Here is an 18,657-nt window from a genome sequence, read left to right as displayed (position 1 = left end):
TATTATTACGGTAAAGGCAGCTCATCATGAGTTGCCTTTTTTGTGTTTTTCTGCATACGTTATATAATATGAGAAACGTAACGCTATGCCTTTTTGCAAAAGCAGGTTTTATGCTTGTGCAAAGTGGAAATAATAGAGATAGAGCGATACAGTTGAAAAATTTTGCGAAACACCTTATAGTAAGATTAAAGTCAAATATAGTCAAAGTCAATAAAGGAGGGGGTTGAGTGGGACATAATATTTCTGACATCATTGAACAGTACTTGAAACAAGTATTAGATCAAAATGGCAAAGAAATTTTAGAGATCAAACGCAGTGAAATCGCTGATAAATTTCAATGTGTTCCTTCCCAAATAAATTATGTCATCAACACCAGATTTACAAGTGAAAGAGGATATATTGTTGAAAGTAAACGGGGAGGCGGCGGTTATATTCGTATTATCAAAATTAAAATGAATAACGAAGTCGTCCTCATCAATAATATTATTTCGCAGATCCATACCCACTTGTCCCAGGCAGCCTCTGATGACATTATTCTCAGACTGTTAGAGGACGGAGTTATTTCGGAAAGAGAAGCTAAAATGATGGTGAGTGTAATGGATCGTTCAGTTCTATATATTGATTTGCCCGAACGGGATGAACTAAGAGCCAGAATGATGAAAGCAATGCTCACATCTTTAAAACTAAAGTAAGCGGGTGAAAAGATTGATTTGTCAAGAATGCAATGAGAGACCGGCCACTTTTCACTTTACGAAAGTTGTTAATGGAGAAAAGCAAGAAGTTCATATTTGTGAACAATGTGCAAAAGAAAATAGCGATTCATACAGTATAAGTGGAAACCAAGGGTTCTCGATTCATAATTTATTATCAGGGCTGCTGAATATGGAGTCCTCATTTCAAAACACCGGTTCTCAAATGTTCGGCTACTCAGAGCAAGGCACAGCTTGTAAGAAATGCGGTATGACGTTTCAGCAGCTGAGAAAAACAGGGCGTTTCGGCTGTGCGGAATGTTACGATACGTTCTACAGCCAAATTACGCCGATCTTGCGAAAAGTTCACAGCGGGAATACGGTGCATGCCGGGAAAATTCCAAAACGAATAGGCGGAAACCTGCATGTAAGACGGCAAATGGAAATGTTAAAAAAAGAACTTGAATCTTTAATACACCATGAGGAGTTTGAAAGAGCAGCGGAGGTCAGGGATCAGATCCGATCGTTAGAGCAGGAATTAAAAAGTACAGACAGTGAGGGGGAACAAGGGTAATGTCGCTCAAGCATTTTATTCAGGACGCACTAAGCAATTGGATGAAGCAAAAGGGACCTGAAAGTGACATTGTACTCAGCAGCCGTATACGGTTGGCCCGAAACTTTGAAAATATAAAGTTTCCCGCCCGGTATACGAATGAAGAAGCCTCATCCATCATTCAGCAATTCGAAGATCATTTTTCAGGTAAGGAACTGCCTGATATCGGTCAATTTCATTTAATCAGAATGAGTGAAGCTCAGCCTTTGGAAAAACGGGTGCTGATGGAGAAACATCTGATCAGCCCGAATTTAACGGAATCTCCTTTTGGCGGCTGTCTGCTTTCTGAAAATGAAGAAGTCAGCATTATGTTAAATGAAGAAGATCATATCAGAATTCAATGCCTCTTCCCCGGCTTCCAGCTTCTCAACGCCATAAAAGCGGCAAACCAGGTTGATGACTGGATTGAGGAGAAAGTGGATTACGCCTTTGGAGAGAAGAGAGGGTACTTAACAAGCTGTCCTACAAATGTAGGGACGGGACTAAGGGCTTCAGTCATGATGCATTTGCCGGGCCTTGTATTAACTAGGCAAATGAATCGAATTATACCGGCAATTAACCAATTAGGCTTAGTTGTTAGAGGAATTTACGGTGAAGGCAGCGAAGCATTAGGAAATATCTTTCAAATTTCAAATCAAATCACACTCGGAAAATCAGAACAGGACATTGTAGATGATTTAAACAGTGTGGCTGCCCAGCTGATTGAGCAGGAACGTTCAGCCCGAGAAGCGCTTTACCAAACCTCGAAAATTGAATTGGAGGACCGGGTATTCAGATCTTACGGCGTTTTATCCAACTGCCGTATGATTGAATCAAAGGAAACGGCGAAATGCCTTTCTGACGTTCGGCTGGGGATAGATCTGGGGATCATTAAAGGGCTATCAAGCAATATACTTAATGAACTGATGATTTTGACACAGCCGGGTTTTCTCCAGCAATATTCGGGCGGTGCATTACGGCCGAACGAAAGAGACGCGAGAAGAGCGGCTCTTATCAGGGAAAGGCTGCATTTAGAAATGAATGCAAATAGACAGGAGGATGATTCGATATGATGTTTGGAAGGTTTACAGAGCGAGCTCAAAAGGTATTGGCACTGGCACAGGAAGAAGCACTGCGCTTAGGCCATAACAATATTGGAACTGAACATATCTTATTAGGTCTGGTTCGTGAAGGAGAAGGGATTGCGGCTAAGGCACTCCAAGCACTCGGACTCGGTTCGGATAAAATTCAGAAAGAAGTGGAGAGCTTAATCGGACGGGGACAGGAAATGTCTCAAACGATTCATTATACGCCAAGAGCAAAAAAAGTCATTGAGCTCAGCATGGATGAAGCCAGAAAGCTAGGACATTCTTATGTGGGAACAGAACACATACTTCTCGGACTGATTCGTGAAGGAGAAGGCGTGGCGGCGAGGGTTCTGAATAATCTAGGTGTCAGCTTGAATAAAGCGAGACAGCAAGTGCTGCAGCTTCTGGGAAGCAATGAGACGGGATCTTCTGCATCCGGTACCAACAGCAATGCAAACACGCCGACGCTCGACAGTCTGGCGCGTGATTTAACTGCGATTGCGAAGGAAGACAGTCTTGATCCGGTTATCGGGCGAAGCAAAGAAATTCAGCGTGTTATTGAGGTATTAAGCCGCAGAACGAAAATAATCCCGTTCTTATCGGAGAACCGGGTGTAGGTAAAACTGCGATTGCTGAAGGCCTTGCACAGCAGATCATCAATAATGAAGTGCCGGAAATATTACGTGATAAACGCGTAATGACATTAGACATGGGTACGGTTGTAGCCGGTACGAAATACCGCGGAGAATTTGAAGACCGCTTGAAAAAAGTAATGGATGAAATACGTCAGGCCGGCAATATTATTTTATTCATTGACGAACTGCATACACTGATCGGAGCGGGGGGAGCCGAAGGTGCGATTGACGCATCGAATATCTTAAAACCTTCACTGGCCCGCGGAGAGCTTCAATGCATCGGTGCCACAACGCTGGATGAATACCGTAAATATATCGAAAAAGACGCGGCTCTCGAGCGCCGTTTTCAGCCGATTCAGGTGGATCAGCCGTCAGCCGATGAAAGCATTCAAATTTTAAAAGGGCTCCGTGACCGGTATGAAGCGCATCACCGCGTATCCATTACCGATGAAGCGATCGAAGCCGCGGTTAAATTGTCCGACCGTTATATTTCTGACCGCTTCCTTCCGGATAAAGCGATCGATTTAATTGATGAAGCCGGTTCAAAAGTGCGTCTCCGTTCTTTCACAACGCCTCCGAACTTAAAAGAGCTTGAGCAGAAACTCGACGAAGTTCGCAAGGAAAAGACGCTGCCGTTCAGAGCCAGGAGTTTGAAAAAGCGGCTTCCCTTCGTGATACGGAGCAGCGCCTGAGAGAACAGGTGGAAGACACGAAAAAAATCTGGAAAGAAAACAAGGCCAGGAGAACTCCGAAGTTTCTGTAGAGGATATCGCGATGGTTGTATCCAGCTGGACCGGGGTGCCCGTATCTAAAATTGCCCAAACGGAAACAGATAAGCTTCTCAATATGGAAAGCATTCTGCATTCCCGCGTCATCGGCCAGGATGAAGCCGTTGTAGCCGTTGCAAAGGCTGTCAGACGTGCAAGAGCCGGACTGAAGGACCCGAAACGTCCGATTGGTTCATTCATCTTCTTAGGTCCTACAGGCGTTGGGAAGACAGAGCTGGCAAGAGCGCTGGCGGAATCCATTTTTGGTGATGAGGAAGCGATGATCAGAGTGGATATGTCCGAATACATGGAGAAACACTCGACTTCACGTCTTGTCGGTTCTCCTCCGGGATATGTCGGCTATGATGAAGGCGGCCAGCTGACAGAAAAAGTGAGAAGAAAACCTTACTCTGTCGTATTGCTTGATGAAATTGAAAAAGCGCACCCTGATGTGTTTAACATTCTCCTGCAAGTGCTTGAAGACGGACGCTTGACTGATTCAAAAGGACGCACTGTGGATTTCCGCAACACGATCCTGATTATGACGTCAAACGTCGGGGCGAGCGAGCTGAAGCGCAACAAATATGTGGGCTTCAATGTCCAGGATGAATCACAAAACCATAAAGACATGAAAGACAAAGTCATGGGAGAGCTGAAGCGTGCCTTCAGACCTGAGTTTATCAACCGGATTGACGAAATTATCGTCTTCCACTCCCTTGAGAAAAAACATCTTACAGACATCGTGTCGCTTATGTCTGATCAGTTAACAAAACGTCTGAAAGAACAAGATCTCTCTATCGAGCTGACGGATGCTGCCAAAGCAAAAGTAGCAGAAGAGGGCGTCGATTTGGAATACGGCGCACGTCCGTTAAGAAGAGCGATTCAAAAGCATGTTGAGGACCGGTTATCAGAAGAACTCCTCAGAGGCAATATTGATAAAGGCCAGCACATTGTTCTTGATGTTGAGGACGGCGAATTTGTCGTAAAAACAACTGCTAAAACGAACTAATATAGTGACAAACATGAGGCATACGTAAGCGAGTGTATGCCTCACTTTGTTATATAGAGAAATATTTGATAAGGAAGAGGTCTTACAACATATATGGCTAAATCAAAAACAAAATTCATCTGCCACTCATGCGGTTATGAATCCGCAAAATGGATGGGAAAGTGCCCGGGCTGCGGGGCTTGGAATACAATGGTGGAAGAAACCATAAAAAAAGCGCCGGCGAATCGGCGGGCGGCTTTCTCCCACTCCGTTCAAACCGTCCAGAAACCATCACCCATTACATCAATTGAAACATCAGAAGAACCCCGCGTTCAAACAAAGCTCGAAGAATTCAACAGAGTGCTTGGCGGCGGCGTTGTGAAAGGCTCGTTAGTATTGATCGGCGGCGATCCCGGGATCGGAAAATCAACGCTCCTTCTCCAAGTATCCGCACAATTAGCAGATACAGCCGGCAGCGTGCTTTACATTTCAGGGGAGGAATCCGTGAAGCAAACGAAGCTGCGTGCCGACAGACTTGGAATCAACAGCCAAATGTTACATGTTTTATCTGAAACCGATATGGAGTATATTTCGTCTGCTATACAAGAGATGAAACCCGCATTTGTTGTGGTAGACTCCATTCAGACCGTTTACCAAAGTGATATCACCTCAGCTCCCGGCAGTGTATCGCAAGTAAGAGAGTGTACGGCCGAATTGATGAAAATTGCGAAAACAAACGGCATACCTATTTTTATCGTCGGACACGTCACAAAAGAAGGATCGATCGCAGGGCCGAGATTGCTTGAGCACATGGTCGATACCGTTCTATACTTTGAAGGAGAACGGCACCATACATTCCGTATTTTGCGGGCCGTAAAAAACCGTTTCGGCTCAACAAATGAAATGGGCATCTTTGAAATGCGGGAAGAGGGGCTTACGGAAGTGCTGAACCCTTCTGAAATTTTCTTGGAAGAGCGTTCTGCCGGGGCATCGGGCTCGAGTATCGTTGCGTCAATGGAAGGAACGAGACCGATCCTGGTTGAAATCCAGGCGCTCATATCACCGACCAGTTTTGGAAACCCGCGCCGTATGGCTACAGGCATTGACCACAACAGGGTATCGTTAATTATGGCTGTGCTTGAGAAGCGGGTGGGTCTTTTGCTTCAAAATCAAGATGCATATTTAAAGGTCGCCGGCGGGGTTAAACTGGATGAACCGGCGATTGATTTGGCAGTAGCCGTCAGCATTGCCTCAAGCTTCAGAGATACACCGCCGAATCCCGCAGATTGCTTTATCGGTGAAGTGGGACTGACAGGAGAAGTCCGCAGGGTGTCAAGAATCGAACAGCGCGTAAAAGAAGCAGCAAAACTCGGCTTCAAGCGCATGATCATACCTGAGGCGAATGCAGACGGGTGGACAATACCAAAAGGGATTGAGGTTGTCGGAGTAGCAAATGTTGCAGAAGCGCTTCGTACTTCATTAGGAGGATCATAATAGATGGAAAAAGAGAAAAAAGGGGCGAAACAAGAGCTTGACCTGTCTGCAATTCTGCAGTTCGTTGCACCGGGCACCCCGCTCAGAGCCGGGATAGAGAATGTACTTCGGGCAAATACAGGCGGCCTGATTGTTGTCGGATACAATGATAAGGTAAAGCAAGTCGTGGATGGCGGTTTTCATATTAATACATCATTTGCGCCCGCTCACTTATACGAGCTGGCCAAAATGGACGGTGCCATTATTTTAAGTGATTCCGGCCAGAAAATTCTTTATGCGAATACGCAGCTTATGCCGGAGGCGACCATTTCTTCTTCAGAAACGGGAATGAGGCACCGTACGGCGGAACGGGTGGCGAAGCAGACCGGCTGTCTCGTCATCGCCATTTCTGAGCGCAGAAATGTCATTACGTTATATCAGGACAGCATGAAGTACACACTAAAGGACATAGGTTTTATTTTAACAAAGGCAAATCAGGCGATTCAAACGCTCGAGAAGTATAAAACCATTTTAGACAAAACGATTACGGCTTTAAACGCATTAGAGTTTGAGGAGCTTGTGACATTCAGTGACGTGCTGTCTGTCATGCATCGGTATGAAATGGTGCTCCGAATAAAAAATGAAATCAATATGTATATTAAAGAACTCGGAACGGAAGGACACTTAATCCGTCTGCAGGTGATTGAACTGATTACGGACATGGAAGAAGAGGCGGCACTTTTCATCAAAGACTATGTCAAAGAAAAAATCAAAGATCCGTTCGTGCTGTTAAAAGAGCTTCAGGATATGTCCAGCTATGATCTGCTTGATGATTCCATTCTGTTTAAACTGCTTGGATATCCGGCTTCTACGAATCTTGATGATTATGTGCTCCCGAGAGGCTACAGGCTGCTGAACAAAATTCCGCGTCTGCCGATGCCGATTGTTGAAAATGTGGTTGAGGCGTTCGGGTTTTTGCCAAGCATAACGGAAGCCACTGTAGAAGAGCTTGATGATGTCGAGGGTATCGGCGAAGTGCGCGCCCAAAAAATCAAAAAAGGCTTAAAACGCCTTCAGGAAAAACACTATATAGATAGACAGCTTTAAGTATCGCTTAAACCTGTCGGAATCCGGGTATATTATTGTTAGTTTTTGTTTATTCTGAATTTGTAGGCTCTGACAGTCTGCTGAAAAAATGCTACTTAAAAGGAGGTGGAGGTATGTTAAAACGAATAGTTCAGGCGTTCTTCATTATTGTGGGCGGCGTTGTCGGTATCTTTTTAATACCTGAATTGTTTGTGCTGTCAAATATACAGGACATACCTTTAATAACAAACGCATATACGTCTGCTGCAATTGGTGCTATTATCTTTTTTCTCATCAGTATATGGACGACAGAATATGTGATTAATTGGGTAAAATGGATTGAAGATTCTTTGCTGAGAGCTCCGGTGCCGGATCTGTTATTCGGGAGTCTCGGATTGGTTTTTGGACTTATCATCGCATATCTCATTGTAAACGTGATTCCGCTGGACAATATTCCGTACCGTATATTCAGCACCATCATTCCGGTCTTTCTGGCTTTCTTTCTCGGTTATCTGGGCTTCCAAGTCGGATTTAAGAAAAAGGATGAACTGATCAGTCTTTTCTCCATTTCTGCAAGAATGCAGAAGAAAAAGGGAAGTGCTGATGAGGAGCAGGAAGAACAGGATAAAAGGCTGAAAATCTTGGATACAAGTGTTATTATTGATGGGAGAATTGCAGATATTTGTCAGACGGGCTTTTTAGAAGGCGTCATTGTCATTCCTCAATTTGTGCTGGAGGAATTACAGCATATCGCTGATTCTTCAGATGTTTTAAAACGTAACAGAGGACGCCGCGGACTGGATATCTTGAATCGCATTCAAAAGGAACTGGATATTACGGTTGAAATTTATGAAGGCGACTTCGAAGACATTCAGGAGGTTGACAGCAAGCTTGTCAAACTTGCGAAGCTGACATCTGGTGTCGTTGTGACGAATGATTTTAATTTAAATAAAGTATGCGAGCTTCAAAAGGTTGCAGTACTGAATATTAATGACCTTGCAAACGCGGTGAAGCCGGTTGTGCTTCCGGGCGAAGAGATGAATGTGCAGGTGATTAAGGACGGGAAAGAGCATAATCAAGGTGTGGCTTACTTGGATGACGGCACGATGATTGTTGTGGAAGAAGGCCGCAATTATATAGGGAAACATATTGATGTGCTCGTAACCAGCGTACTGCAGACAGCGGCGGGACGAATGATTTTTGCCAAGCCCAAGCTGCTTGAGAAAGCTCTTTAAGAGGGAGTTCATATGGAGTATGTTGTCGTTATTCCGGCTGCCGGACAAGGAAAAAGGATGAAGGCCGGGAAAAATAAGCTGTTCATCAGCTTAAAAGGTGCGCCTGTTATTATACACACACTGCGGGTTTTTGAAAGCCACGCACCCTGTCAGAAAATAATCCTGGTGATAAACGAGAGTGAACGGGAAGATTTTCGCCAGCTGCTGGCCCAATGTCCGATTCAGACGGAAATTGAGCTTGTTACCGGAGGTGCGGAGCGTCAGCACAGTGTATACGAAGGACTGAAAGTGATTGATAAGGAATCGGTCGTCCTTGTTCATGACGGAGCGCGCCCGTTTGTCACACATCAGCATATCGATAAGCTCGTTGAAACAGCAGAGAAGGCAGGAGCGGCTGTCCTGGCTGTTCCTGTGAAAGACACGATAAAACGGGCGGAAGGCTCCCGGGTTGCGGAGACCTTTGACCGTTCAAGCTTGTGGGCCGTTCAAACGCCGCAAGCTTTTCGTCTTTCTTTATTGAAGACGGCGCATATGGAAGCGGAAAACAAAGGCTTCTTAGGTACGGATGACGCCAGCCTCGTCGAGCGTCTTGATGGATATCAGGTGAGTATCGTTGAAGGCAGCTATACCAATATTAAGCTGACAACGCCGGATGACCTGATATTTGCGGAAGCAATCATGAAAGCGGAAAGTGGGAATCATAATGTTTAGAATCGGACAAGGATTTGATGTGCATCAATTAACGGAAGGCCGTCCGCTCATCATCGGCGGAATTGAAATTCCTTATGAAAAGGGGCTGCTCGGACATTCAGATGCTGATGTATTGCTGCATACAGTCGCAGACGCGTGTCTCGGAGCGGCAGGTGAAGGAGATATCGGCAAACATTTCCCGGATACTGATCCGGAATTCAAGGATGCGGATTCTTTTAAGCTGCTTCAGCATGTCTGGAACATTGTAAAAGAAAAAGGGTACGTACTCGGAAATATAGACTGCACGATTATTGCGCAAAAGCCGAAAATGGCGCCGCATATTGATGCTATGAGAAAACGGATAGCTGAAGGCCTTGAGGCGGACGTCTCTCAAGTAAACGTAAAAGCGACGACGACTGAAAAGCTCGGGTTTACCGGAAGAGCCGAAGGAATTGCCGCTCAGGCAACCGTTCTGATCCAAAAAGCCTGATCATTGTTTTGATGCCGGGTCTATTTGGTGGTAGAATAGATACATATATTCGGCTAGAGGCTACAGACGAGATGAAAGGAAGTATTTGAACATGGGAAATGAAGTACGCGTTCGTTATGCACCGAGTCCGACCGGACATTTGCATATCGGTAACGCCAGAACGGCGCTTTTTAACTATTTATTTGCCCGCAGCCAAGGCGGAAAGTTTATTATCCGGATTGAGGATACGGACAAAAAGCGAAATATTGAAGGCGGAGAGCAAAGCCAGCTCAACTATTTGAAATGGCTCGGCATGGACTGGGATGAAAGTGTGGATGTCGGCGGAGAATACGGCCCGTACCGCCAGTCTGAGCGTAACGACATTTACAAAGAGTACTATGAAGAGCTTCTTGAAAAAGGGCTTGCTTATAAATGTTTCTGTACGGAAGAAGAACTTGAGAAAGAACGTGAAGAGCAAATCGCCCGCGGGGAAATGCCGCGCTATTCCGGCAAACACAGAAACCTGACTCAGGAAGAGCAGGAGCAGTTTTTAGCCCAAGGCAGACAGCCGAGCATCCGTTTCCGCGTGCCGGAAGGGAAAATCATCGCATTTAACGATATCGTAAAAGGCGAGATTTCTTTTGAATCAGACGGCATCGGCGACTTTGTCATCGTCAAAAAAGACGGAACACCGACATATAACTTTGCTGTCGCGATTGACGATTACTTAATGAAAATGACGCACGTGCTCCGCGGTGAGGATCACATTTCAAATACACCGAAACAGATCATGATTTTCCAGGCATTCGGCTGGGATATTCCTGTCTTCGGACATATGACGCTTATCGTAAACGAAAGCCGCAAAAAATTAAGTAAACGTGATGAATCAATTATCCAGTTTATTGAGCAGTATGATGAGCTGGGTTACCTGCCTGAAGCGCTGTTTAACTTTATCGGACTTCTCGGCTGGTCTCCCGTCGGTGAAGAAGAGCTTTTCACAAGAGAACAATTCATTGAAATTTTTGATGTAAATCGTTTGTCTAAGTCACCGGCTCTGTTTGATATGCATAAACTGAAATGGGTCAACAACCAATACGTCAAAGCGCTGGATCTTGATCAAGTGGTTGAGCTGACTCTGCCGCACCTGCAAAAAGCAGGAAAAGTCGGCACTGAGCTTTCTGCCGAGGAGCAGGAATGGGTTCGTAAATTAATCTCTCTTTACCATGAGCAATTGAGCTACGGCGCTGAAATTGTCGAGCTGACTGATTTGTTCTTTAAAGATGAGATCGAGTATAATCAAGAGGCAAAAGCCGTTCTGGAAGAAGAACAGGTGCCTGAAGTGCTCAGCGTATTTGCTGCGAAGCTTGAAGAGCTTGAAGAATTTACGCCTGAGCTGATCAAAGCCTCAATCAAAGCTGTTCAGAAAGAAACAGGCCATAAAGGCAAAAAGCTGTTCATGCCGATTCGTGTAGCGGTTACCGGTCAGACACACGGTCCGGAGCTTCCGCAGGCCATTGAGCTGATCGGCAGAGAAACAGCCGTCAGACGCCTGAAAAGCATTTAAATATACGATTGTTGACAGGGAAGAGTATAAAACAATGACCATTACAGAAAGAATCTTCGTCGGCTGAGAGAGATTCATGCGTCATGTTTTAGAAGTGCGCCCTTAAGACCTTTGAAGAACATTTCTGCGGAAATCAGTATTTAAAGGCGGCCGCCGCCGTTACCGGCTTTTAAGTTGGGAAAACAGTGACTTGTTTTTCAAACAGAGTGGAACCGCGCGGTAAAAGCGTCTCTGTCATGTTTACATGCAGAGGCGCTTTTTTTTATAGGCGGAAAAACAGACTGGAGCGGGGAGAGAATGGGGGGAAGCATGTGTTTTTTAAAATGCTAAAAGAAGACATAGATACAGTGTTCGATCAAGATCCGGCAGCAAGAAGCTATTTCGAAGTTGTTTTAACTTATTCTGGTTTACATGCTATATGGGCGCATCGGATTGCACATGCTTTATATAAACGGAGATTTTTCTTCCTGGCGCGCCTGATATCACAGATTGCCCGTTTCTTTACCGGAATTGAAATCCATCCCGGCGCGACCATCGGGAGAAGGTTTTTCATTGATCACGGTATGGGGGTCGTCATAGGGGAAACATGTGAAATCGGCAATAACGTGACGGTATTCCAAGGTGTCACTCTTGGTGGGACGGGAAAAGAAAAGGGAAAGCGGCATCCGACCATAAAAGATGATGCTTTAATTGCAACCGGAGCGAAGGTGCTCGGCTCTATTACGGTCGGGCAGGGTTCTAAAGTAGGGGCCGGCTCCGTTGTGCTTCGTGATGTTCCCGACTTTTCGACCGTTGTCGGCATACCGGGGAAAGTCGTCATTCAGAACGGAAGAAAAATCAAACGCGATCTCAATCACCACGACTTGCCCGATCCGGTTGCTGACCGGTTTAGAGCATTGGAGCAGCAGATTTTTGAACTGCAGGCTGAACTGGAAGATAAAAAAGAAAGGATCAACCAAAAATGACCATTACACTTTATAATACATTGACACGGAAAAAGGAAACATTCGTTCCTCTTGAGGAAGGCAAAGTAAAAATGTACGTGTGCGGACCGACTGTATACAACTATATTCATATCGGAAACGCCCGTCCGGCGATTGTGTATGATACCGTACGCAACTATTTGGAGTATAAAGGATACGATGTTCAATACGTATCGAATTTCACCGATGTTGACGACAAACTGATTAAGGCGGCCAACGAGCTCGGCGAGGACGTCCCGACCGTTTCTGAACGGTTCATTAAAGCGTATTTTGAAGACGTGGGCGCCCTCGGATGCCGGAAAGCGGATCTTCACCCCCGGGTCATGGAAAACATGGACGCCATTATTGAATTTGTCAGCGAGCTGATTAAAAAAGGTTACGCTTATGAATCAGAAGGCGACGTCTATTTCAAAACAAGGGCCTTCGAAGGCTACGGCAAGCTATCTCAGCAATCAATTGATGAACTCAGATCAGGCGCGCGTATCCGTGTCGGCGAGAAGAAAGAGGATGCGCTGGATTTTGCGCTTTGGAAAGCTGCTAAGGACGGAGAAATTTCATGGGATAGCCCTTGGGGAAAAGGCCGCCCGGGCTGGCATATTGAATGCTCCGCAATGGTGAAAAAGTATTTGGGTGACGAAATCGATATTCACGCCGGCGGTCAGGACCTGACATTCCCGCACCATGAAAACGAAATCGCGCAATCTGAAGCATTAACAGGCAAGACATTCGCAAAATACTGGCTTCATAACGGATATATCAATATCGATAATGAGAAAATGTCAAAATCGCTCGGCAACTTTGTTTTGGTGCACGATATCATTAAGCAATATGACCCGCAGCTTTTGAGATTTTTCATGCTGTCCGTTCATTACCGCCACCCGATCAACTATTCGGAAGAGCTGCTTGAGAAAACAAAAAACGCGTTTAACCGCCTGAAGACGGCATACAGTAATTTAAACCATCGTTTGATTAGCAGCACGAATCTGACTGACAATGATGAGGAATGGCTCGCTAAAATCGAAGAGCACCGCACTGCGTTTGAAGAAGCAATGGATGATGATTTTAATACGGCGAATGCGATTTCCGTTTGGTTTGATCTGGCGAAGCTCGCCAATTACTACATGCAGGAAGACAATACGGCGGATCACGTGATTAAAGCCTTTATCAGCATGTTTGACAGAATCGGATCTGTTCTCGGACTTACGCTCGGCGAAGAAGAGCTTGTCGACGAAGAGATTGAAGAGTTGATTGAGAAGAGAAATGAAGCCCGCCGCAATCGCGATTTCGCTTTGTCAGACCAGATTCGCGATCAGCTGAAAAGCATGAATATCATTCTTGAAGATACGGCCCAGGGAACTCGCTGGAAGCGGGGAGAATAAGCGGATGCTTCAATTTGAACAAATCAAAGATTCAAAGCAGTTAAACGGTCTTGCGCTCGCTTATATGGGTGATGCCATTTTTGAAATATACGTCCGGCATCACCTGCTTAAGCAGGGCTTTACGAAACCGAATGACCTTCATAAGAAGGCGAGCCGGATTGTATCGGCAAAATCACAGGCAGACATATTGTTCCGCCTTCAGGACGAATCCTTTTTCACGGAGGAAGAGGAAGCCGTGCTGAGAAGAGGCAGAAACGCGAAATCAGGGACGACGCCTAAAAACACAGATGTACAGACGTACCGCCATAGTACAGCTTTTGAGGCTTTACTCGGATACCTTTTTCTTGAGAAAAGAGAAGAAAGACTGAATCAGCTGATTGCTGAGGCTATACAAGTCGGGACGTCAGGGAGGAAAACAAATGAGTCAGCAACATGATTACGTCATAGGAAAAAACGCTGTGATTGAGACGTTAAAGTCAGATCGCAAGCTGTATAAGTTATGGATGGCGGAAAACACAGTAAAAGGACAGGCGCAGCAAGTTATGGAGCTTGCTAAAAAGCGCGGCGTCACCATTCAATTTGTACCGAGGAAAAAACTCGATCAGATGGTGGAAGGGCAGCATCAGGGTGTTGTCGCCCAGGTGGCGGCATATGAATATGCACAATTAGACGAATTATATAAAAGAGCGGAAGAGAGAAACGAACAGCCTTTCTTTCTCATATTGGACGAGCTGGAAGACCCTCATAATCTCGGTTCCATCATGAGAACGGCTGACGCTGTCGGTGCACACGGCATTGTGATTCCGAAACGCAGAGCGGTCGGACTGACGTCGACGGTCGCAAAAGCTTCGACCGGTGCGATTGAACACATTCCCGTCGTGAAGGTGACCAACCTTGCCCGGACACTTGATGAAATGAAGGAGCGGGGGATTTGGGTCGTCGGAACGGATGCATCCGCCCGGGAAGACTACCGCTCTATGGACGGCAAGATGCCTTTGGCGCTCGTTATCGGAAGCGAAGGCAGAGGAATGGGCCGGCTTGTGAAAGAGAAATGTGATTTTCTCATTAAACTTCCGATGGCCGGAAAAGTCACGTCTCTGAATGCGTCGGTAGCGGCCGGCCTTCTCATGTATGAAGTCTACCGGAAGCGCAATCCTTTAGGGGAATGAAGACAGATGGACATCCTGTTAGTAGACGGATACAACATGATTGGAGCTTGGCCGCAGCTAAAGGATTTAAAAGCGAACAGTTTTGAAGAAGCGAGAGATGTACTGATCCAGAAGATGGCGGAATATCAGTCCTACACGGGAATCAGAGTCATTGTGGTGTTTGACGCACATCTGGTAAAAGGCATAGAGAAAAAACAAACGAATCACAGAGTCGAAGTGATTTTTACACGGGAGAATGAGACGGCGGATGAGCGGATCGAGAAGCTTGCCCAGGCACTGAATAATATTGCGACACAGATTCATGTCGCAACCTCCGATTATACGGAGCAGTGGGCGATTTTCGGACAAGGGGCTCTCCGCAAATCCGCCCGGGAGCTTCTGAGGGAAGTGGATACGATAGAACGGCGGATTCAAAGGCGGGTTTCAAAGATCACTTCTGAAAAACCACCGGGGAAAATCGAGCTGTCCGAAGAGGTTTTGAAAACGTTTGAAAAGTGGCGCCGAGGCGGTCTGGATTAGGTTGACGCTTTTTCGCCCATTAATGTATAATATTTCTATCTACGTGCGCCGGGGGGATCGCAGTGAATCTACAGAACAGCAAGGGAAAGTTCAACAAAGTGCAATTTTGCCAGTTGGAGGACGAGCAGGTCATTGAAAAGGTTCATGTTGGGGACAGTGATGCGTTAGATTACTTGATTACGAAGTACCGTAATTTTGTACGGGCGAAAGCAAGGTCTTATTTTTTAATAGGGGCCGACAGAGAAGATATTGTACAGGAAGGGATGATAGGCTTATATAAGTCTATCCGAGACTTTAGAGAGGACAAGCTTACTTCATTTAAAGCTTTTGCAGAATTATGCATTACCCGCCAGATTATTACCGCAATAAAGACAGCTACCCGTCAGAAACACATTCCTTTAAATTCCTATGTTTCTTTAGACAAACCTATTTTTGATGAAGAATCTGACAGAACACTGCTTGATGTCATTTCAGGCGCTAAAACGTTAAATCCTGAAGAGATGATTATTAATCAGGAAGAATTTGATGATATCGAAATGAAAATGGGAGAACTGCTGAGCGATCTGGAGAGAAAGGTGCTTGTTCTGTACTTGGACGGAAGAAGTTACCAGGAAATTTCAGATGACTTAAACCGACACGTAAAATCAATCGATAATGCCCTGCAGCGCGTGAAGCGCAAGCTTGAAAAGTATTTGGAAATAAGAGAAATCAGTCTGTAGCAGGTTTCTGTGTCATATTGACAGAATTTTTCTGACTGTGCTATTTTATTAAGATAAATGATTGTTTAGGAAAAGGTGTAACGACATGAGAAAAAAGATTACGCTGGCATGCAAAACATGCGGAAATCGTAATTATACGACAATGAAAAGCTCTGCATCAGCGGCTGAGCGGTTAGAAGTTAAGAAGTACTGCAGCACTTGCAATTCACATACAGCTCATTTAGAAACAAAATAGTGTTCGCTTTTTAAATTGTGGAGGTCTTTTACATGCGCATGATGAGTTTCTTTAAAGATGTTGGGAAAGAAATGAAAAAGGTTAGCTGGCCTAAAGGCAAAGAGTTAACGCGCTATACGATCACGGTGATTTCAACGGTTATCTTTTTTGTTATCTTTTTTGCCCTCCTTGATACAGGAATTTCTCAATTAATTCGTTTAATAGTTGAATAATGATCAGCAATACGTGCTATAATAGATCATAATATCGTTTGCCAAAACCCGTTCAGCGGGTTTTTTATTGTGTTGAAAAAAGGATTCATAGGCTCTGAGCCTATTTTTTGTTTTACACTTCATTTTTAAATGCGGGGAGGGAAGGACTGCAGAGTCCTGATAGAATGGAAAAGAATTGGTATGTTGTTCATACGTATTCCGGTTATGAAAACAAAGTAAAAGCGAACCTTGAAAAACGTGTGGAATCAATGGGAATGCAGGATAAAATTTTCCGCGTTGTCGTCCCTGAAGAGGAAGAGACTGATATTAAGAACGGCAAGAAAAAAGTAGTCAAAAAGAAAGTGTTCCCGGGTTATGTGCTTGTTGAAATCGTCATGACTGATGATTCCTGGTATGTGGTCCGCAACACGCCGGGCGTTACCGGATTCGTCGGATCAGCCGGTTCAGGCTCAAAGCCGACTCCGCTTCTTCCTGGCGAAGCGGAAACCATCTTAAAACGCATGGGCATGGATGAGCGGAAAACCGACATTGATTTTGAATTGAATGAGACAGTCAAAGTTATAGACGGACCTTTCGCCAACTTTACAGGATCAATTGAAGAGATTGATTATGATAAGAGCAAAGTGAAAGTATTCGTTAACATGTTCGGCCGTGAAACGCCGGTTGAGCTGGAATTTACCCAGATCGACAAATTGTAATGTGAAAAAACTTGAAATTGCTATATATTAATGATAATATAGCAAAGGTACGTCTTGGACTAATCCAAGGCAGCTAGCTTGATATTTCGTCATTCATATAAAGAATGAAACCTTGAGTGGGAGGGTTTACCCTATTACCACATCACGGACTTAAGGAGGTGTGTCTCGTGGCTAAAAAAGTAGTAAAAGTTGTAAAATTGCAAATTCCTGCTGGAAAAGCTAACCCAGCGCCGCCAGTTGGACCTGCACTAGGTCAAGCCGGTGTAAATATCATGGGATTCTGTAAGGAGTTTAACGCTCGTACAGCTGACCAAGCTGGTTTAATCATTCCTGTTGAAATTTCGGTTTACGAAGACCGTTCATTTACATTTATTACAAAAACTCCACCTGCTGCAGTATTACTTAAAAAAGCAGCTGGAATTGAGTCTGGTTCTGGTGAACCAAACCGTAATAAAGTGGCAACCGTTAAGCGCGATAAGATTCGCGAAATCGCTGAAACGAAAATGCCTGACTTAAACGCAGCAGACGTTGAAGCGGCAATGCGCATGGTTGAAGGTACTGCCCGCAGTATGGGTATCGTTATCGAGGATTAATTTGTTTCTTGTCGGGTTGCGAGTTTTCACAAGTTCGCAACCCTTATTCGTGGGAGGTTATTCCGCTATAACCACATAAGGAGGAAATTTTAAAATGGCTAAAAAAGGTAAAAAGTACGTTGAAGCTGCGAAGCTTGTAGACCGTGCGAAAGCTTACGACGTCGCTGAAGCAGTGGCGCTTACTAAAAAAACAAACACAGCTAAATTCGACGCTACAGTTGAAGTTGCTTTTCGTTTAGGGGTTGACCCTCGTAAAAACGATCAGCAAATCCGCGGTGCAGTTGTACTTCCTAACGGAACTGGTAAAACTCAGCGCGTGCTTGTATTCGCTAAAGGCGAAAAAGCAAAAGAAGCTGAAGCTGCCGGTGCAGACTACGTCGGCGATTCTGATTACATCGCGAAAATCCAGCAAGGCTGGTTCGAATTCGATGTAATCGTTGCGACTCCTGACATGATGGGTGAAGTCGGTAAAATCGGCCGTGTGCTTGGACCAAAAGGTCTTATGCCAAACCCTAAAACAGGAACTGTTACATTCGAAGTAGAAAAAGCAATCGGCGAAATCAAAGCTGGTAAAGTAGAATACCGCGTTGACAAAGCTGGTAACATTCATGTTCCGATCGGAAAAGTTTCTTTCGAGGATGAAAAACTTGTTGAGAACTTCACAACAATGTATGATACAATCCTGAAAGCAAAACCGGCTGCGGCTAAAGGTGTTTACGTGAAAAACGTTGCCGTTACTTCTACTATGGGCCCTGGTGTCAAAGTAGACGCTTCTACTTTCAACGTAAAATAATATTTGACTTTAGATCAGCATTCTGATATGATTCAAAATGTTGTAAAATATAATATGTCATTTATACCGTAGACAGCAGGG

General features: G+C 44.9%; 20 protein-coding genes, 1 pseudogene and 2 other annotated features (1 of these 23 running past the window's edge). All 21 genes and pseudogenes read left to right on the top strand.

The features are described from left to right. Positions 1-227 precede the first annotated feature (227 nt). A complete protein-coding gene (gene ctsR / locus D368_RS15885; RefSeq protein WP_003156396.1) occupies positions 228-692 on the top strand; it encodes a transcriptional regulator CtsR in 465 nt (154 codons plus the stop codon). Positions 693-705: 13 nt separating this feature from the next. Beyond that, on the top strand, positions 706-1,263 hold the full coding sequence (mcsA, locus tag D368_RS15880; RefSeq protein WP_003156397.1) for a protein-arginine kinase activator protein McsA: 558 nt from the start codon (positions 706-708) through the stop codon (positions 1,261-1,263). Then, positions 1,263-2,354: a protein-arginine kinase McsB gene (gene mcsB, locus D368_RS15875; RefSeq protein WP_128574972.1), complete on the top strand. Its 1,092-nt coding sequence runs from the start codon at positions 1,263-1,265 to the stop codon at positions 2,352-2,354. Before mcsA ends, mcsB begins: the two co-directional genes overlap by 1 nt. Then, a pseudogene (gene clpC / locus D368_RS15870) lies at positions 2,351-4,780 on the top strand (ATP-dependent protease ATP-binding subunit ClpC). Before mcsB ends, clpC begins: the two are co-directional and overlap by 4 nt. Before the next feature lie 93 nt (positions 4,781-4,873). Further along, the gene (gene radA, locus D368_RS15865; RefSeq protein WP_014304212.1) at positions 4,874-6,253 is read left to right on the top strand and encodes a DNA repair protein RadA; all 1,380 of its coding nucleotides are present in this window, start codon (positions 4,874-4,876) and stop codon (positions 6,251-6,253) included. A gap of 3 nt (positions 6,254-6,256) precedes the next feature. Next, on the top strand, positions 6,257-7,339 hold the full coding sequence (gene disA / locus D368_RS15860) for a DNA integrity scanning diadenylate cyclase DisA (protein ID WP_003156401.1): 1,083 nt from the start codon (positions 6,257-6,259) through the stop codon (positions 7,337-7,339). 113 nt (positions 7,340-7,452) lie between these two features. Next, positions 7,453-8,553: a PIN/TRAM domain-containing protein gene (locus tag D368_RS15855; protein ID WP_003156403.1), complete on the top strand. Its 1,101-nt coding sequence runs from the start codon at positions 7,453-7,455 to the stop codon at positions 8,551-8,553. Between the two features lie 12 nt (positions 8,554-8,565). Then, complete coding sequence (ispD, locus tag D368_RS15850) at positions 8,566-9,264, top strand: 2-C-methyl-D-erythritol 4-phosphate cytidylyltransferase (RefSeq protein ID WP_071392202.1); 699 nt, start codon at positions 8,566-8,568, stop codon at positions 9,262-9,264. Then, positions 9,257-9,733, top strand: a complete 477-nt coding sequence (gene ispF / locus D368_RS15845) for a 2-C-methyl-D-erythritol 2,4-cyclodiphosphate synthase (protein WP_003156407.1) — start codon at positions 9,257-9,259, stop codon at positions 9,731-9,733. Before ispD ends, ispF begins: the two co-directional genes overlap by 8 nt. Before the next feature lie 91 nt (positions 9,734-9,824). After that, positions 9,825-11,276 (top strand): glutamate--tRNA ligase, encoded by a 1,452-nt coding sequence (gene gltX / locus D368_RS15840; RefSeq protein ID WP_071392201.1) that lies wholly within the window; start codon positions 9,825-9,827, stop codon positions 11,274-11,276. 2 nt (positions 11,277-11,278) lie between these two features. Next, positions 11,279-11,512, top strand: a binding site (T-box leader). A gap of 75 nt (positions 11,513-11,587) precedes the next feature. After that, complete coding sequence (cysE, locus tag D368_RS15830; protein ID WP_128574971.1) at positions 11,588-12,241, top strand: serine O-acetyltransferase; 654 nt, start codon at positions 11,588-11,590, stop codon at positions 12,239-12,241. Then, positions 12,238-13,638 (top strand): cysteine--tRNA ligase, encoded by a 1,401-nt coding sequence (cysS, locus tag D368_RS15825; protein WP_003156411.1) that lies wholly within the window; start codon positions 12,238-12,240, stop codon positions 13,636-13,638. The genes cysE and cysS overlap by 4 nt, the downstream gene beginning before the upstream one ends. Positions 13,639-13,642: 4 nt before the next feature. Then, a complete protein-coding gene (locus tag D368_RS15820) occupies positions 13,643-14,074 on the top strand; it encodes a Mini-ribonuclease 3 (RefSeq protein ID WP_003156412.1) in 432 nt (143 codons plus the stop codon). Further along, positions 14,058-14,807 (top strand): 23S rRNA (guanosine(2251)-2'-O)-methyltransferase RlmB, encoded by a 750-nt coding sequence (gene rlmB / locus D368_RS15815; protein ID WP_003156413.1) that lies wholly within the window; start codon positions 14,058-14,060, stop codon positions 14,805-14,807. The genes D368_RS15820 and rlmB overlap by 17 nt, the downstream gene beginning before the upstream one ends. Positions 14,808-14,813: 6 nt before the next feature. After that, positions 14,814-15,326 (top strand): ribosome-dependent mRNA decay endonuclease Rae1/YacP, encoded by a 513-nt coding sequence (gene rae1, locus D368_RS15810; RefSeq protein ID WP_003156414.1) that lies wholly within the window; start codon positions 14,814-14,816, stop codon positions 15,324-15,326. A 62-nt stretch (positions 15,327-15,388) separates the two neighbouring features. Beyond that, positions 15,389-16,045 carry an RNA polymerase sporulation sigma factor SigH gene (sigH, locus tag D368_RS15805; protein WP_003156415.1) on the top strand — a complete coding sequence of 219 codons (657 nt, stop codon included), beginning with the start codon at positions 15,389-15,391 and terminating at the stop codon, positions 16,043-16,045. Between the two features lie 85 nt (positions 16,046-16,130). Further along, the gene (gene rpmG, locus D368_RS15800) at positions 16,131-16,280 is read left to right on the top strand and encodes a 50S ribosomal protein L33 (RefSeq protein WP_003156421.1); all 150 of its coding nucleotides are present in this window, start codon (positions 16,131-16,133) and stop codon (positions 16,278-16,280) included. Positions 16,281-16,312: 32 nt separating this feature from the next. Next, positions 16,313-16,492: a preprotein translocase subunit SecE gene (secE, locus tag D368_RS15795; protein WP_003156422.1), complete on the top strand. Its 180-nt coding sequence runs from the start codon at positions 16,313-16,315 to the stop codon at positions 16,490-16,492. 164 nt (positions 16,493-16,656) lie between these two features. Continuing rightward, the gene (nusG, locus tag D368_RS15790; RefSeq protein WP_003156423.1) at positions 16,657-17,190 is read left to right on the top strand and encodes a transcription termination/antitermination protein NusG; all 534 of its coding nucleotides are present in this window, start codon (positions 16,657-16,659) and stop codon (positions 17,188-17,190) included. 167 nt (positions 17,191-17,357) lie between these two features. Next, the gene (rplK, locus tag D368_RS15785; protein WP_128574970.1) at positions 17,358-17,783 is read left to right on the top strand and encodes a 50S ribosomal protein L11; all 426 of its coding nucleotides are present in this window, start codon (positions 17,358-17,360) and stop codon (positions 17,781-17,783) included. Positions 17,784-17,877: 94 nt separating this feature from the next. Continuing rightward, on the top strand, positions 17,878-18,576 hold the full coding sequence (gene rplA / locus D368_RS15780; RefSeq protein WP_003156431.1) for a 50S ribosomal protein L1: 699 nt from the start codon (positions 17,878-17,880) through the stop codon (positions 18,574-18,576). 48 nt (positions 18,577-18,624) lie between these two features. Beyond that, positions 18,625-18,657: a sequence feature (ribosomal protein L10 leader region), on the top strand; it runs 110 nt beyond the window's last position.

Origin of the sequence: Paenibacillus lentimorbus NRRL B-30488 (genome assembly GCF_000411595.1) — a bacterium.
Classification (GTDB): domain Bacteria; phylum Bacillota; class Bacilli; order Bacillales; family Bacillaceae; genus Bacillus; species Bacillus velezensis.
This window is presented reverse-complemented; position numbering and strand designations above follow the sequence as displayed.

Excerpts from the sequence above, each read along its gene's own strand:
- mcsB (WP_128574972.1), top strand. The coding sequence starts at position 1,263 with ATGTCGCTCAAGCATTTTATTCAGGACGCACTAAGCAATTGGATGAAG.
- radA (WP_014304212.1), top strand. The coding sequence starts at position 4,874 with ATGGCTAAATCAAAAACAAAATTCATCTGCCACTCATGCGGTTATGAA.
- disA (WP_003156401.1), top strand. The coding sequence starts at position 6,257 with ATGGAAAAAGAGAAAAAAGGGGCGAAACAAGAGCTTGACCTGTCTGCA.
- D368_RS15855 (WP_003156403.1), top strand. The coding sequence starts at position 7,453 with ATGTTAAAACGAATAGTTCAGGCGTTCTTCATTATTGTGGGCGGCGTT.
- ispD (WP_071392202.1), top strand. The coding sequence starts at position 8,566 with ATGGAGTATGTTGTCGTTATTCCGGCTGCCGGACAAGGAAAAAGGATG.
- ispF (WP_003156407.1), top strand. The coding sequence starts at position 9,257 with ATGTTTAGAATCGGACAAGGATTTGATGTGCATCAATTAACGGAAGGC.
- gltX (WP_071392201.1), top strand. The coding sequence starts at position 9,825 with ATGGGAAATGAAGTACGCGTTCGTTATGCACCGAGTCCGACCGGACAT.
- cysS (WP_003156411.1), top strand. The coding sequence starts at position 12,238 with ATGACCATTACACTTTATAATACATTGACACGGAAAAAGGAAACATTC.
- D368_RS15820 (WP_003156412.1), top strand. The coding sequence starts at position 13,643 with ATGCTTCAATTTGAACAAATCAAAGATTCAAAGCAGTTAAACGGTCTT.
- rlmB (WP_003156413.1), top strand. The coding sequence starts at position 14,058 with ATGAGTCAGCAACATGATTACGTCATAGGAAAAAACGCTGTGATTGAG.
- rae1 (WP_003156414.1), top strand. The coding sequence starts at position 14,814 with ATGGACATCCTGTTAGTAGACGGATACAACATGATTGGAGCTTGGCCG.
- rpmG (WP_003156421.1), top strand. The coding sequence starts at position 16,131 with ATGAGAAAAAAGATTACGCTGGCATGCAAAACATGCGGAAATCGTAAT.
- secE (WP_003156422.1), top strand. The coding sequence starts at position 16,313 with ATGCGCATGATGAGTTTCTTTAAAGATGTTGGGAAAGAAATGAAAAAG.
- nusG (WP_003156423.1), top strand. The coding sequence starts at position 16,657 with ATGGAAAAGAATTGGTATGTTGTTCATACGTATTCCGGTTATGAAAAC.
- rplA (WP_003156431.1), top strand. The coding sequence starts at position 17,878 with ATGGCTAAAAAAGGTAAAAAGTACGTTGAAGCTGCGAAGCTTGTAGAC.